Source organism: Arthrobacter sp. Y3223065 (assembly GCF_059090885.1).
On record NZ_JBNHGC010000004.1, the window covers coordinates 264,465 to 278,473 of the forward strand.

A 14,009-nucleotide genomic window follows, 5' to 3' on the forward strand; every position below is an offset into this window, starting at 1 on the left:
GCCCTCAACCGCACCAGAAAACCGGGGCCTCCGGCGGAATCCGGCGCGTCGGGTTCGCGAGGCGTGCTCATGAGCGCTTCCTTCGTTTCATGAGGACCACAGACAGGGTTCCCATCAGGCCCAGAGCTACCGCCAGCCACCTGCTGCTGTTGGCAAACACATTGCTCTCAATCCAGGTGGCGGGCTGTGTGGCGCGACCTGGTTCGGCCGCCGGTGCACCCGCATCGCTCCCGGGCAACGGGAACGCATGGTCTTCGGAATCAGCAGCCCCGCCGGTGTCGGGGGCCTGTTGACCGTGTAGCTCGGTGTGGCCAATGGCGTCTGTACCGTTTCCGGTCGAGCCAGCGGCGCCCCCGCGGCCCGGCCCGCCCACGGGATCGGCAGCTGCCTCGTCCGGCGGCGGGACGCCCGGATTGGATCCGGTGCCTGCCGGGCAGGCGGCGCGGGCCGCCTGTCCGCTCGCCTGCAACGTCACTGTCACATCCACATCGGCGGTCTTGAGCCGGGTTTCATTCGCAGCCTCTTTGTCGAGGCGCAGTGTCATGTCCAGGCGCAGGATCTCCCCCGCCTCGAGAATCCAGACGGTGTTGATACGGGAACAAGACCACGGCCCGGTCAGCGAGGCTTCGCCGGCAGGTTCCTCGCCTGACTCGACCTGCAGGACCAGATTCCTGGCGATCTCCAAGTCGGCGTCGCCGACGACGCCGGCCACGGTCAGCGCTCCGGCGTCGCTGCCGTTGTTGCGAATCCACAGGCCGTCCGTGATGGATCCACCGGGTACCAGCGGGGCACTCTGTTCAAACAACGGTGCCTGAAGCCTGGACGCGAAGTTCCGTCCGTCCAGGCTGAGCTGCAGACGTTCTTCGGCCGCGAATGCCGGACTGGCCGGCGCCAGAACCAAGAGGATCAACAGGACCGAAACCGAGGCGCGCCAAGCGCCGGGTCGTCGTTCCCTTCGTCCGGTCATCGCGCTAAATCCTGTTCTGTTCCCTGAGCGAACGGCGGGTCGGCAGCACTTCCGTCTGCGGCCCGGGAGTGGTGCGGGCGCAGATGTCGTCCCGGGCATCCGTCGCCGGCTCCTCCTTATCCCCTCCTGCCGGACTGGACGGGACCCCGGCGACGGCACCTGAGCTGCCTTGTTGCCTCCGCTGGCGGAGTCCACGAATCACGGCAAAGCTGCCATACGCAATGAGCGCGAGGGCTGCAAGCTGCACCAGGCTGCCTCGCCCGCCTTGTCCCAGGGCGTTGGCAACAAAGCCGACCGCGGGCACGGCATAGAACAGTTTGCCGCGAACCTGCACTTCCATGACGGGCATCTCGTCTTCCAGGGAGTTGTTATCCCCCTTGGTCACCAGCAGCCGCTCTCCGTCCTGGGCCGAGATGATCGCGGTGACGCGGTGGGTGATAACGACGGGGCGGTTGGATTCCACCTGATAAGTAATGATGTCGCCGGCACGCAGCTCTTCGAATGGGACAGGCTTCACCACCAGAAACGTGCCGGGCGCGTATTTGGGCGCCATGGAGTTCGTCAGCACCGTGTATGTCTGGGACCCGGTAACCAGAGGTATAACGACCAGCACCAGTGCTGCCAGGGTGACCGTCAGGAAGGCCAGGTAGGCAAGTCCCCTGCCTATCAGGCGAACAACATGCATGAGCTTCTCTCTCACATCTGAGCCGCAGACAACGGAATGGAAATCGCTGTAGACGAACCCTCCAGGGAGGCTGGTACGTCATCGGCGAGTTCCACCTGGAAACAAAAGGCGCGCGCTTGCCCCTTTGCCAAGCGGAACGAAGGGAGCGCATCCGGGTCGGCACCAAAAAGGGCAGGGTTCGAGCAGGAGGCGAGATCCCCAGCGGCTGCGGACGTGATTTTGAGGAATCTACCCAGCTCCTGCGATTCGATAATCGGCGCTACTGCCACCTTCGCCTCAATGGCGAAATCGGCAGTGGCATTGGTCTCGTTCGTCATGAGGACGCCGGCATATACAGTGCCGCCGGGCAGCACGGCGCCCGCTGGTTTCGTGGACATTGCAAGCGTCGCCGGAGCACCGTTGGCCAGCGTCATTTCCATGTGCCGGCTTCCGTCCCCGCTGAGGGCGACTGTGAAGTCGGCAGCCTGAACGGTGCCGGCATCGGCCGATACGCTGGCATTCCAGAGGGCATACGTGCCTTGAACGGCGAGCATACCCAGAAAAACCGCACCTGACATCAGCGCCGCTGCCGTCGCAAAACGCCGCATCCAACTCCCCCTGCCTCCCACTGGCTGGAGCCGACGCCCAGCGGGCCTGCTGACTGTCAAAACGAGGCAACTGTCTCCGCTACCTCACGGGCGTAGGCGTAACCTGCTCAAGCTTGAATGCCACGTTGCTGAAGTCATACTTCGCGTTCACGCTCTGCCTCTGTGCGGTGTCCGCGTTGAAGGTAAAACTCACGGACGCTGTGATGCCCTCGACCGATTTGGAGAGGACGTTGGTTAGGTCAACGCCTTCCTTGGCCAGGGTGACTTCCGGCTTACTGATCGTTCCGTCGACGAAGGCTGCGTCGAGAACGTTCTTCCCGTTTTTCCCGTCCACGCTGAGTTTCGCCTTGATGGCGTTGCCCTCAAGAACAACGTCCAGGTTTTGCTTGTAAGTCAGAGTCTCGCCGGGAATGATTCTGTGGGTTGTGAGATCCACGGGGGCGTCCATCAGATTGCTCGTCCAGATACCCTGCTCTGCTGTCAGGTTGAGGTTACCGGCCTGGATTGTGCCCATTTGTGCGGTCTGGCCCGCATTCCATGCCGCCAGTGTTCCGCCGCCACCGAGGAGCAACAGTGCGCCCGCGCCGATCGCGATAGTGCCCTTAACCATCTTGTTCATCTTTGACCTCATGCTGTGCTGACCCGGTAGGACGTTCCTCCCGCAACTTCAACTGTCATCGGCCCGGCCAAAGATGAACCGTTGAATGTGCTGAAGGTTCTCGAAATTAGTGGCGTGACGGCCGTGGGAACCTTAAGAATCCGCTCTAACCTCAAGATGAGGACGCAGGAGCAAAACGGAACACGCTGCCGACGACGGAACAAGGTCCACGCGTGTGTTTTACCGACTGTGAGACAGTACGGGGCTTGAAAGGTTGAACGTTGCACAAGAGCAGTGCATCGTAGCTAAGAGGACTCTCCAGAGACGCCCGCAAATCGGCTCAAGCGGTCTGTCGGCTGCACGCCAGGATTCGGCAGGACACACAAGAAATTGGGATAGATGGACACTCCGCAAGTAGCCGTCGTCATAGAGAATGACGAAGACATCCGGCGGCTCATCAGTAGTGTTCTCGCCCAGTCCGGGTTCTCGGTTCATTCTGCTGCCAGTGGCCAGGAGGGTGTAGCTGCGGTGAGGGATTACTGTCCCAGTATCGTGACCCTGGACGTGGGGCTGCCGGACTTTGACGGGTTTGAGGCCGCACGGCAGATCCGCATTTTCAGCGATGCCTACATACTCATGCTCACGGCGAGGTCGAATGAAATCGATACGGTGCTGGGATTCAAGTCGGGCGCGGACGATTACATCAACAAACCGTTCCGACCGTTCGAACTGCGGGCCCGGGTGTCGGCCATGCTCCGCCGTTCCCGCAATACCGGCCCGCTGTCGACGCAGCCCCCCGCGGCCAAATTAACACCTGCCGCTGCCGGGCAGCCCGCGTCCCCCTCCCATCCTGCCCCGCGGACTGCCGGAGGGAGCGACGGCGGTGGCGCCGAAGCGGTTGCGCTCGGCACCTACGACCACAACGGCCTTTCGTTGGACTATCCGACACGTACGGTAACCGTGGACGCGGCAGCCGTGGAGTTGACCCGAACGGAATTCGAATTGTTGCTGACCCTCATGGACGGCGGCCGGAACGTCCGCAGCAAGCAGGACCTGGTGCGGCGCCTGCGGTTTGAGGAGTTTGATACCGGCTCATTTGTTTCGGAGGCGGACGAACGCGCCGTCGAGGTCCACATGGCCAACCTGCGCCGCAAACTCGGAGATGATCCGCGTTCGCCGCGGTGGCTGGAGACCGTTCGCGGATTCGGTTACAGGATGGCCCCATTGTCCGTCGCCAGGTAATCCGCAGCAAGGCGCTGCATCGTCTCGTCGCCGCACCTTCCGATCGGGTCAAGCAGATCCCGTGCCGTCGCGAACGCTTGCCGGTTCCCCTCCGCGACTTCGACGGCCAGGATTTGAACCTGCCGGCCCATGAACGACAGCCGCAGTGCCCCTGCCACGCTGCTGGCGGTCTTGATGCTCAGGGAAACATCCATGACCTTGTTCACGTCCTGTTCCAGGACCGCTTGTACCAGCCGCGTTCTCCGAACATCCCACATGTCAATGTAGTCGGCCACGAACCGCCGGCAGGCGTCTTCATCCCTCAGGTCCCTCGCCAAGGCCTGCAGTACCGGCACCGAGACCACCGGTAGTGCGCAGGCAGCCAGGACGAGGGACACTGCGTGTTTGCCTTGGTCCGTCTCCTGTACATCGTGCTGGGGAGGAAAACTCATAGCTGCCAGTCTGGCCTTGGCAGCTCAGGAAGCCGGGCGGCGCGGGCCGAAGATCGGCCAAAGGAAAGCTGAATGAAGCGGCGACCGTTGACGCCGGGGCGCCCCGTGCCGGGCTTCACGACACGACCCGGCTGGATGGCGCGATTCCGGCGCCGGCTACCTAAGATGGCTATGCCACGTCTGTGCGTACAACACCCGTTCCTGATGGCTGAAAGGCCAGTTAATGCCCACTCCTGCCCAAGACACCAAACTGCCGAGCCGGCGCGACGTTCGCACGGGGGCAGCCGACCCTGCGCCCCCAACGGGCATGATTCCAGTGACTCCTCTCGTGGCCAAGCCGTCCGGCGACCCGTATCCGGCCCGACGGGAGTTGCGCACCGGCCTCATCCAAGTAGTGGCCCCTGCGGCCGGGCAAGCGGCCGGGCCTACGAAGTATGTTCGTATCGAGAAGCCGAAAACCGGCTCCTCCCGTGCCGCGCAGCGTTCCAAAGCACCCCAAAAGACGGTCAAGACCGCCTGGGTGGTGAGCACCGTCGTCGTGCTTGGTGCGCTGGCCGCCTTGTGGTTCGCGTTCTTGCGGTAGGCCCGCCTTAGTCCTCCGCCGACGTGAGCTTGGCCAAGAGGGAAGAAAGCTGGGAGCGTTCCGCTGCAGACAGGACGCCAAAGTACTGTTCCGCATGCTTCACTTGGACTTCCCGGATGGCCTTTCCTATCTCCCGCCCAGCCTCGGTCAGGCCGACCACCGTGGCCCTGCGGTCGGCCGGATCAGGCTCCCGCAAGCACCAGCCCCTCTCCTGCAGGCCATCGACGATGTCGGTCGCCGATCGCGGCGCTATCCGAAGGCGCTCGGAAAGTTCGCCCAAACGCAGCGGGCCGTGCTGGCGGAGCACGCGCAGCGCCCTCGCTTGTGACGGGGCGACGCCGAGCGGGGCCATTCCCTCCCGGGTGCCCCTCCTGAGTTGACGCGACACGGCCCAGAACGCATCCAGTAAACTTTCGTCTGCCACGGGAATAGGCTACCAAGTTTCCCTGTTGTAACCTCATATTGAGGCAACCTCAGCAATGCGGGCGGCGCACGTTGCCCCCTTCATCACGGATCGAGGTGGTTCCGACGGAAACCTTCGGAATAACCCCCGGCCGCGGTCCCGTAAGGGAGCCGACGGCCGCAGAAAGAGAACAAGCCCGGCACGTACCGCTGAAGCGGATCGCCGCCCTTTTCCGCCCCTACCGGGGAGAACTGGCCCTCGTTACCGGCATCATCATCGCGTCCTCCGCCGCCGCCATGGCCTCGCCGTTCCTCCTGCGCGCCGTGATCGACACGGCCCTGCCCCGCCAGCAGCTCCCGCTGCTGGCCTGGCTGACCGCAGGGATGCTGGCCGTCGCTGCCGTCACGGCCCTGTTCGGCGTCTTGCAGACCTGGATCGCAACGCGGGTGGGCCAACGCGTGATGCACAGCCTGCGGACCGAGGTCTTTGCGCACCTGCAGCGCCAGTCCGTCGGCTTCTTCACGCGGACACGGAGTGGGGAAATCCAGTCCCGCATCACACACGACATCGGTGGCATGCAGTCGGTCGTCACCTCGACCGCAACAGGCATCGCCACCAACCTGACCACGGTTGTCGCCACGGCAGTGGCCATGGCCGCGCTGTCCTGGCAGCTGTCGCTGATCTCGCTGTTGGTCATGCCGCCGGCCATTGTGCTGACCCGCAAGGTGGCCAAGGTGCGGCGGGAGTTGACAGCCCGCCGCCAGCGGGAACTGGCCGACATGAATGTGACCATCGAAGAATCGCTCTCGGTCAGCGGAATCCAGCTGAGCAAAACCCTGGGCACCGGAGACGACCTGGCCAACCGGTTTTCTGCCTCGTCGGAGCGGCTGACCGACCTGGAACTTCGTTCCGAACTGGCCGGGCGCTGGCGGATGGCCACCATGAGCATCATCTTTGCCGCCGTACCCGCCGTCATCTACTTCGCCGCCGGCCTTCCGGGGGCCGCAGGGAACATCAGCATCGGCACGGTGGTGGCGTTCACGGCACTGCAAGGCGGCCTCTTCCGGCCGTTGCTCGGACTGCTGAACGTGACGATCACCGTCACCAGCTCGCTGGCGCTCTTCGCCCGGATCTTCGAGTATCTGGACCTGCCGGTGGAAATCGCGGAGCCGGCCTCCCCCACCCCGGTGGATCTGTCGAAGGTAGCGGGGCATGTCCGGTTCGAGAACGTCAGCTTTAGCTATCCGGACAGCGAGACACCAGCCATCGAGCATGTAAACCTTGCCGTCCCCGCCGGTTCCACCCTGGCCTTGGTGGGCCCGACCGGATCCGGAAAGAGCAGCCTGGCCTCCCTGGTGGCCCGCCTGCAGGATCCGACGGAGGGTCGCGTCACCATCGACGGCGTGGACCTCCGCTCCCTGCGCCTGGCCGATCTGGCGTCCATCGTGGGAGTGGTCAGCCAAGACACCTACCTGCTTCACACCACGGTCCGCGAAAACCTCCGCTATGCCAAGCCGGATGCCAGCGATGCCGACATCGAGCAGGCCGCACGGGACGCACAGATCCACGACCACATCGCGGCATTGCCCGACGGTTACGACACCGTCGTCGGCTCACGCGGGCACCGGTTCTCCGGCGGAGAGAAGCAACGCATTGCCATTGCCCGGACCCTGCTGCGCAATCCCCCGGTGCTGGTGCTGGACGAGGCAACCAGTGCCCTGGATACCCAGACCGAACACGCGGTCCAGCAGGCCTTCGACCGGTTGGCCGCCGGCCGCACCACCATCACCATTGCCCACCGGCTCTCGACTGTCCGGAATGCCGACCAGATCGCCGTCCTCGAGGCCGGGCGGATCGTCGAACGAGGAACGCACGAGTCCCTGCTCGACGCCGACGGCCGGTACGCGGCGCTGGCAGCCTAGGCGCACGCGCCGTTACTCCTTGAACACCGCGTCGATGACGCCCTGCGCCCATTCAAGGATGGCCAAGTCGGCCAGGTCCTTGCCACCGATCCGAGCGGTCTTGGGCTTGGGGACGAGGATGAAGTCCAGCGCCGGCTTCACCTGCGATCCCGGATACATCCGGTTCAGCCGCATCACCTTGGACTCCGGCAGTGCCGCGGGCGCGAACTTGATGAAGTTGCCCTGCACCGCCACATCGGTCAGCCCGGCAGCGCGGGCCTCGACCCGGAAGCGCGCCACTGCCACGAGATTGCGCACGGGCTCCGGCAGCTCGCCGTAGCGGTCGGCCAGCTCGGCCACCACTTCGTCGATGGCTTCGCTGGTAGTTGCCTGCGCCAGCTTCCGGTACGCCTCCAACCGCAGCCGCTCCCCCGGCACGTAATCGTGCGGCAGGTGCGCGTTGACGGGCAGTTCGATCTTCATCTCGGCGACCTTCTGCTCGGATTCGCCGCGGAAATCCGCCACCGCCTCGCCGACCAGCCGGATGTAAAGATCAAAACCGACGCCGGCAATGTGCCCGGACTGTTCTCCGCCCAGCAGGTTGCCCGCGCCGCGGATCTCCAGGTCCTTCAGGGCCAGCTGCATGCCGGCGCCCAGTTCGTTGTGCGCAGCCACGGCCTTCAGCCGCTCCAGGGCCACTTCGCCCAGCGGTTTCTCTGCGTCGAACAGGAAGTAGGCGTACGCCCGTTCCCGGCCGCGGCCCACCCGCCCGCGCAGCTGGTGCAGCTGTGAGAGGCCGTACCGGTCCGCCCGGTCGACGATCAGGGTATTCGCGTTGGAGATATCCAGCCCGGTCTCGATGATGGTGGTGCAGACCAGGACGTCAAAGCGCTTCTCCCAGAAGTCGATAATGATCTGCTCCAGCCGCGACTCGCTCATCTGCCCGTGCGCCACCTCCACCCGCGCCTCGGGGACCAGTTCCCGGATCCGTGCCGCCTGCCGCTCGATCGACGACACCCGGTTGTGTACGAAAAAGACCTGTCCTTCGCGCATCAGCTCGCGCCGGATAGCCGCCGTTGTCTGCTTGTCCGTGTAGGGGCCAACATAGGTCAGCACCGGATGGCGCTCCTCCGGCGGCGTGGCCAGGGTGGAGGTCTCGCGGATGCCGGTCAGCGACATCTCCAGCGTCCGCGGGATGGGTGTCGCGGACATGGCCAGGACGTCCACGTTGGTCCGCATCTTCTTCAACGCTTCCTTGTGCTCGACGCCGAAGCGCTGCTCCTCGTCCACGATGACCAGGCCCACGTCCTTGAACTGGACCTCCTTGGACAGCAGCCGGTGCGTTCCGATGACGACGTCGATGCTGCCGTTCCTGATCCCTTCCATCGTGTCCTTGGCTTCCTTGGAGGTCTGGAAGCGGGACAACGCCTTGACCCTGACCGGAAACCCGGAGAAGCGTTCGCTGAACGTCTCGAAGTGCTGCTGGGACAGCAAGGTGGTGGGAACCAGGACAGCAACCTGCTTGCCATCCTGGACCGCCTTGAACGCGGCCCGCACCGCGATCTCGGTCTTGCCGTAGCCCACGTCGCCCGAGACCAGCCGGTCCATCGGGACTTCGCGCTCCATGTCCGCCTTGACCTCGTTGATGGTGGTCAGCTGGTCGGGCGTTTCGATGTAGGGGAAGGCCTCTTCCAGCTCGCGCTGCCACGGGGTGTCCGGTCCGAAGGCGTGCCCCCGGGAGGCCATCCGGGCCGAATACAGCCGGATCAGTTCCCCGGCAATCTCCTTGACCGCCTTGCGGGCCTGGCTCTTGGTCTTTGCCCAATCGGAGCCGCCCATCTTCGACAGGGCCGGGGCATCTCCGCCGACGTAGCGGGTCACCTGGTCCAACTGGTCCGTCGGCACGAACAGCCGGTCCCCCGGTGCACCGCGCTTGGCCGGGGCGTATTCCAGCACCAGGTACTCACGCATCGCCTTGGTGGGCCCGGCGCCGGTGGACCGCTGCACCAATTCCACGAACTTCCCCACGCCGTGCTGCTCATGCACCACAAAGTCGCCCTCGGTCAACTGCAGCGGGTCCACCGCGTTGCGCCGCCGCGACGGCATCTTGCCCATGTCCTTGGTGGAGCGCGCGGTGGCCCGGCCCAGCAGGTCGGCTTCTGTCAGCAGGCCCAGCTTCAGCCCGTCGAATACAAACCCCTTGCCGGTGCTCGCGGTGGTGATTTCGATGATCCCGGGCTGCGGTTCGCTCTCCAGCGATTCGACGCGGGAGGCCGGGATCTGGGCATCGTGGAAGAGTTCGGCCATGCGGGCGGCGGGGCCCGGGCCTTCGGTCGCCACGACCACACGCCATTGGTCGCGCACGCGGGAACCGATGAACTCCATCATTTCGGCCACATCGCCCTGGTAGCCCCTCGGCTCCCTGGCGGCGATGGTCAGCGTGTCGATGTCCAGGACGGTTTCGTCGTCGGGGTTGAACGAGGTGATGGACCACCAGGACACCTGCCGTTCTCCGGCCGTCGCCCGGGTGTCCGCCAGCGAACGGAAGCCGGCCTGCTCCAGGTCCCCTTGCAGCGCCAGGTCCAGCGGCGCATCCCCGCCCTCCGACGCCGTCGCCCACGCGGCCGCCAGGAACTCGTCGTTCGTCGTTTCCAAGTCGTGTGCGCGGCCGCGCACTTTTTCCGGCTCAATGACGACGGCGATGGATCCGGGCGGCAGCTCCCCGATGAACGGCACCATGGCGTCCACCAGCACCGGCGACAGCGATTCCATGCCTTCGACGGCGACGCCCCCGGCGATCTTCTCCAGCATGTCAGCCGCCGCCGGCATCTGGCCCTTCAGCTTTGCGGCGCGGCTCATGACCGAGGGCGTGATCAGCAGCTCCCGGCACGGCGGGGCGTACAGCTGGGCCGGGTGCTTGACGTTCTCGCCGGCCAGGGAACGCTGGTCCGCAACGGCGAACCAGCGCATCGATTCGACCTCGTCGCCGAAGAACTCGATCCGGACGGGGTGGTCGTCGGTGGGCGAGAAGACATCCAGGATCCCGCCGCGGACCGCAAACTCGCCGCGCCGGCTGACCATGTCCACCCGGGCGTAGGCAGCTTCGGACAACCGCCGGACCACGTCGGTGAAGGTGACCTCGTCGCCGACCGTCAGCGAAACAGGCTGCAAATCCCCCAGCCCCTGTACGAGCGGCTGAAGCACCGCACGCACCGGCGCCACGACCACCCGCAACGGCGCCGCCCCGTCGTCGTGCTTCAGCCTGCGCAACACCGATAGCCTGCGCCCCACCGTGTCCGACCGCGGCGAGAGGCGCTCGTGGGGCAACGTCTCCCAACTGGGGAACTCCTCGATCGACTCATCCGGCAGATAGCTGCGCAGCGCCGCCGCCAGGTCTTCGGTCTCGCGTCCCGTCGCCGTCACCGCCAGCACGACGCCGGCCCCGGGTACGTCACCTTGCGCGGCCCCCTGGCCGGCGCCCGCCTCCAACCCCTGCACCATCTCGGCCAGCAACGCTGCCCGCAGGCCGGGCGGCGCGCCAATTTGCAGATCCTCGCTGCGTTCTGCCACGGGCCGGGCCGACTGCAGCCGTACCTTTGCGAACGATTCGTCCTGGGCGAGGGCTGTGCGCAGTCCGTTCAGGCTCATTGTGTTCCATCTTCTTCCGGTCGGGCGCAACACGAATACCCCCCAGTTCGGCGCAACTGAGGGTCAGGGACCAACTTTACCGCGCACAGTAGGATGGGTGCTGGCCCAACCAGTTCCGAGAATCCGGGAGTCTTCATGGCGCTCAGCGCTTCCACCACCCTTCCCTACCCAGCAGCCAAGGTCACCGAGGCCTTCACCGACGAGGCGTTCCTGCGCCACATCAGCGAGTTGGTCGGCGGCACGTTGGAGTCCGTGCAGCGCGACGGCGATGTATCGGGCGCCTTCACGCTGACCGTCGTCCGCAAGGTTCCCAGCGCTAGGCTGCCGGAGATCGCGAAGAAGATGCTGGGCGACTCGCTCACCGTCACCCAAACGGAACGGTGGCAGGCGCCGGCGGCCGACGGTTCCCGCACTGCTGACGTCAGCATGAAGGTGGCCGGCGCCCCTGTGGACGTCAACGCGGTCCAGCAGCTCGTTGCTGACGGAGACTCCACCCGAGTGGACCTCAGCGGAGACGTGAAGTCTTCCATTCCGTTCCTGGGCGGCAAGATCGCCGCCGCCGCCGAGCCGATGCTCGGTAAGGCTTTGAACATCCAGGCGCAGCAGGCCGAGGCCTGGCTGTCCGGCCGCGTCTGATCCGGGAGCCCCTGCTGTGAATATTCCGGCTGCCCTGGCCTGGGTACTGATCCTTGCCGGCGTCTGGCCTTTGCTTGTCTGGGCACCGCATCTTGTCCGGGTGTCAAAGGATCCGCGCTCCAAGGACCAGAAGGGTGCGATGACCCGCTACTTCACCATGGAGTTCATGAAGGCGACCACCTCCATGATCCTGGGCATCGCCACGCTGGTGATCGGTGCCCGCGGACTGGCGGGCTAGGCACCAAGCCAGCAAGCCAAAGGAGGGGCCGGGCCGCGCTACTGCGCTGCCGGGCCCCTTTTGCGTCCGGTCAGTTCGCCGCCAGCAAGGCTTCCTCCAGCGCCACCCACGCGAGCATGGCGCACTTAACCCGCGCCGGGTACCGGGAGACGCCGGAGAACGCGGCCGCATCTCCGAGGATTTCTTCGTCGGCCTCGACACTCCCGCGCGAGCGCATCAACTCACGGAAGTTGTCCACCACCTTCAGCAGCTCCTCCCGCTCCATGCCTTGCGCCAAATCGCTCAGCACCGACGCGGAGGCCATCGAGATGGAGCAGCCTTGGCCGTCCCAGCTGACGCCGGAGAGCATGGTTGCAGCGCCGTCCTCGTGTACGGCGGCCCGCAGCGTGATTTCGTCGCCGCAGGTGGGATTGAGCATGTGCGACTCGCCCGACTTGTCGCCGGGCGGCGGATCCGCCAGGGGCGCCCCGTGCCGTTTCTTGGCGTGCTCCAGGATGATCTGCTGGTACAGCTGCTGCAGTTCAGCACTCACGTCAGTTAACTCCAAAGAACGGGCGGACCCCGGCGACGGCCTCCAGGAAGGCGTCGACGTCGTCCGTGGTGTTGTACAGATAGGTGCTGACGCGGGTGGTGGCCACCAGGCCGAGCCGCCGGTGCAGCGGCTGCGCGCAGTGGTGGCCGACGCGCACGGCGATGCCCTTGTCGTCCAGGAACTGGCCGACGTCGTGGGCATGGACGCCCTCGACATCGAAGGCGGCCAGCCCGATCCGTTCGGCGCCGGCAGCCGGGCCGAGCACCCGGACACCGTCGATGGCCTCAAGCCCGGCCACCAGCCGCTGGCCCAGTTCCGCCTCCCAGGCATGGATCCGGTCCATGCCGGTCTCCTGGAGGTAGTCGACCGCCGCGGCCAAGGCCACGGCCTGCGAGATGCGTTGGGTCCCGGCTTCGAAGCGTTGCGGGGACGGCAGGTACTCGGCCTGCTCCATGGTCACGGTCGTGATCATGGAACCGCCGGTCAGGAACGGCGGCATGGCGTTGAGCAGCTCCGCCTTCCCGTACAGCACGCCGATGCCGGTGGGGCCCAGCATCTTGTGCCCGGAGAAGGCAGCGAAGTCCACGTCCAGGGACTTGACGTCCACGGCCATGTGCGGCACCGACTGGCAGGCATCGAGCACGACGACGGCGCCCGCCTCCCGGGCGAGCCTCACCAGGGCCTCCACCGGGTTGATGGTCCCCAGCACATTGGAGGCATGGGTGAACGCCACCACCTTGGTGCGCGGACCGATGACCTGCGCTGCCTCGTCGAGGCGCAGCGCACCGGCGTCGTCCACCGGGATGAAGCGCAACGTGGCGCCGGTGCGGAAGGCGAGCTCCTGCCAGGGGATGAGGTTGGCGTGGTGCTCCATCTCGGTAACCACCAGCTCGTCGCCGGGCCCCAGCGCAAAACGCGACGCGGCCTCCCCGCCGCGGCCGGCACTGGCGTTGGAAAGGGCATAGGCGACCAGGTTGATGGCTTCGGTGGCGTTGGAGGTCCAGACCACTTCGTCGATGCCGGCATTGATGAAGCCGGCGACGGTTTCCCGCGCGTTCTCGAAGGCATCGGTGGCGGAGACCGCCAACATGTGTGCGCCGCGGTGGACGGCGGCGTTGCGCTGTTCGTAGTACTCCTGCTCCGCCTCCAGCACGGAGAGCGGATTCTGCGACGTTGCGCCCGAATCCAGGTAGACCAGCGGCGAGCCGTTCACCTGCTGGTCGAGGATCGGGAAGTCGTTGCGGATGCGCCGTGCCTCGGCGTTGTCGATCATGCCGGCGGCATGCTTGAGGGTTGCGGGAGTGGATACCACAGACACCTGGGGTGCTCCTTGGATCGATGGTTGGAACCAGTTTGTCCCGCTATTGGCCGACAATACGCAAGACAAGTCTGCGCTAATCATCCCACTTCACCGGGTGCGGGGTCACCTGAGCCATGCCTTACCCGCAGGCCTCGCGGACCCCGAACGACGGCAGGACGGCCGCTTGGCCGCCCTGACCGGCTATATACAAAGTCCTGCGGATTGGTTAGAAACGAGACTAAACACCACGTCATTGAC

At 65.5% G+C, this 14,009-nt stretch carries 14 protein-coding genes; 5 read left to right on the forward strand and 9 right to left on the reverse strand.

The window, feature by feature from the left end:
- Window positions 1–67 precede the first annotated feature (67 nt).
- The 4 genes from AC5RUK_RS12945 to AC5RUK_RS12960 form a co-directional block, all read right to left on the reverse strand.
- Window positions 68–967, reverse strand: coding sequence for a hypothetical protein (locus AC5RUK_RS12945; RefSeq protein WP_494152400.1), 900 nt, complete (start codon window positions 965–967; stop codon window positions 68–70).
- Window positions 968–971: 4 nt separating this feature from the next.
- A complete protein-coding gene (locus tag AC5RUK_RS12950; protein WP_494152401.1) occupies window positions 972–1,652 on the reverse strand; it encodes a signal peptidase I in 681 nt (226 codons plus the stop codon).
- An 11-nt stretch (window positions 1,653–1,663) separates the two neighbouring features.
- The gene (locus tag AC5RUK_RS12955; RefSeq protein WP_493988016.1) at window positions 1,664–2,239 is read right to left on the reverse strand and encodes a SipW-dependent-type signal peptide-containing protein; all 576 of its coding nucleotides are present in this window, start codon (window positions 2,237–2,239) and stop codon (window positions 1,664–1,666) included.
- A gap of 79 nt (window positions 2,240–2,318) precedes the next feature.
- Window positions 2,319–2,858: an alternate-type signal peptide domain-containing protein gene (locus AC5RUK_RS12960; protein WP_493988015.1), complete on the reverse strand. Its 540-nt coding sequence runs from the start codon at window positions 2,856–2,858 to the stop codon at window positions 2,319–2,321.
- Between the two features lie 378 nt (window positions 2,859–3,236).
- Here AC5RUK_RS12960 and AC5RUK_RS12965 point away from each other — a divergent pair, with 378 nt between their 5' ends.
- Complete coding sequence (locus tag AC5RUK_RS12965) at window positions 3,237–4,079, forward strand: response regulator transcription factor (RefSeq protein ID WP_494152402.1); 843 nt, start codon at window positions 3,237–3,239, stop codon at window positions 4,077–4,079.
- Here AC5RUK_RS12965 and AC5RUK_RS12970 read toward each other — a convergent pair.
- Window positions 4,046–4,510: a hypothetical protein gene (locus tag AC5RUK_RS12970; protein ID WP_494108025.1), complete on the reverse strand. Its 465-nt coding sequence runs from the start codon at window positions 4,508–4,510 to the stop codon at window positions 4,046–4,048. The two genes, AC5RUK_RS12965 and AC5RUK_RS12970, sit on opposite strands and share 34 nt — an antisense overlap.
- A gap of 316 nt (window positions 4,511–4,826) precedes the next feature.
- On the opposite strand from AC5RUK_RS12970, the gene AC5RUK_RS12975 reads away from it, so the two are divergent.
- The gene (locus tag AC5RUK_RS12975) at window positions 4,827–5,093 is read left to right on the forward strand and encodes a hypothetical protein (protein WP_494108026.1); all 267 of its coding nucleotides are present in this window, start codon (window positions 4,827–4,829) and stop codon (window positions 5,091–5,093) included.
- Window positions 5,094–5,100: 7 nt separating this feature from the next.
- Here AC5RUK_RS12975 and AC5RUK_RS12980 read toward each other — a convergent pair whose 3' ends face one another.
- Window positions 5,101–5,517 carry a MarR family winged helix-turn-helix transcriptional regulator gene (locus AC5RUK_RS12980; RefSeq protein ID WP_493988011.1) on the reverse strand — a complete coding sequence of 139 codons (417 nt, stop codon included), beginning with the start codon at window positions 5,515–5,517 and terminating at the stop codon, window positions 5,101–5,103.
- Window positions 5,518–5,612: 95 nt separating this feature from the next.
- Between AC5RUK_RS12980 and AC5RUK_RS12985 the strand changes: the two genes are divergently transcribed.
- Complete coding sequence (locus AC5RUK_RS12985) at window positions 5,613–7,418, forward strand: ABC transporter ATP-binding protein (RefSeq protein ID WP_494108027.1); 1,806 nt, start codon at window positions 5,613–5,615, stop codon at window positions 7,416–7,418.
- Between the two features lie 12 nt (window positions 7,419–7,430).
- Here the strand turns inward: AC5RUK_RS12985 and mfd are convergent, their stop codons facing one another.
- Entirely contained in the window at window positions 7,431–11,045 is a 3,615-nt protein-coding gene (mfd, locus tag AC5RUK_RS12990; RefSeq protein WP_494108028.1) for a transcription-repair coupling factor, read from the reverse strand.
- Between the two features lie 135 nt (window positions 11,046–11,180).
- Here mfd and AC5RUK_RS12995 point away from each other — a divergent pair, with 135 nt between their 5' ends.
- Window positions 11,181–11,681 carry a DUF2505 domain-containing protein gene (locus AC5RUK_RS12995; RefSeq protein WP_493988008.1) on the forward strand — a complete coding sequence of 167 codons (501 nt, stop codon included), beginning with the start codon at window positions 11,181–11,183 and terminating at the stop codon, window positions 11,679–11,681.
- Between the two features lie 16 nt (window positions 11,682–11,697).
- A complete protein-coding gene (locus AC5RUK_RS13000) occupies window positions 11,698–11,919 on the forward strand; it encodes an SCO4848 family membrane protein (RefSeq protein WP_494108029.1) in 222 nt (73 codons plus the stop codon).
- 70 nt (window positions 11,920–11,989) lie between these two features.
- Here the strand turns inward: AC5RUK_RS13000 and sufU are convergent, their stop codons facing one another.
- Both sufU and AC5RUK_RS13010 read right to left on the reverse strand, forming a co-directional pair.
- Window positions 11,990–12,451, reverse strand: a complete 462-nt coding sequence (gene sufU, locus AC5RUK_RS13005) for a Fe-S cluster assembly sulfur transfer protein SufU (RefSeq protein WP_493988006.1) — start codon at window positions 12,449–12,451, stop codon at window positions 11,990–11,992.
- Window position 12,452: 1 nt separating this feature from the next.
- Window positions 12,453–13,769: a cysteine desulfurase gene (locus AC5RUK_RS13010; protein ID WP_494152403.1), complete on the reverse strand. Its 1,317-nt coding sequence runs from the start codon at window positions 13,767–13,769 to the stop codon at window positions 12,453–12,455.
- Window positions 13,770–14,009: the final 240 nt, after the last annotated feature.

Excerpts from the sequence above, each read along its gene's own strand:
- AC5RUK_RS12950 (WP_494152401.1), bottom strand. The coding sequence starts at position 1,652 with ATGCATGTTGTTCGCCTGATAGGCAGGGGACTTGCCTACCTGGCCTTC.
- mfd (WP_494108028.1), bottom strand. The coding sequence starts at position 11,045 with ATGAGCCTGAACGGACTGCGCACAGCCCTCGCCCAGGACGAATCGTTC.
- AC5RUK_RS12995 (WP_493988008.1), top strand. The coding sequence starts at position 11,181 with ATGGCGCTCAGCGCTTCCACCACCCTTCCCTACCCAGCAGCCAAGGTC.
- AC5RUK_RS12960 (WP_493988015.1), bottom strand. The coding sequence starts at position 2,858 with ATGAACAAGATGGTTAAGGGCACTATCGCGATCGGCGCGGGCGCACTG.
- AC5RUK_RS12965 (WP_494152402.1), top strand. The coding sequence starts at position 3,237 with ATGGACACTCCGCAAGTAGCCGTCGTCATAGAGAATGACGAAGACATC.
- AC5RUK_RS12970 (WP_494108025.1), bottom strand. The coding sequence starts at position 4,510 with ATGAGTTTTCCTCCCCAGCACGATGTACAGGAGACGGACCAAGGCAAA.
- AC5RUK_RS12955 (WP_493988016.1), bottom strand. The coding sequence starts at position 2,239 with ATGCGGCGTTTTGCGACGGCAGCGGCGCTGATGTCAGGTGCGGTTTTT.
- AC5RUK_RS12945 (WP_494152400.1), bottom strand. The coding sequence starts at position 967 with ATGACCGGACGAAGGGAACGACGACCCGGCGCTTGGCGCGCCTCGGTT.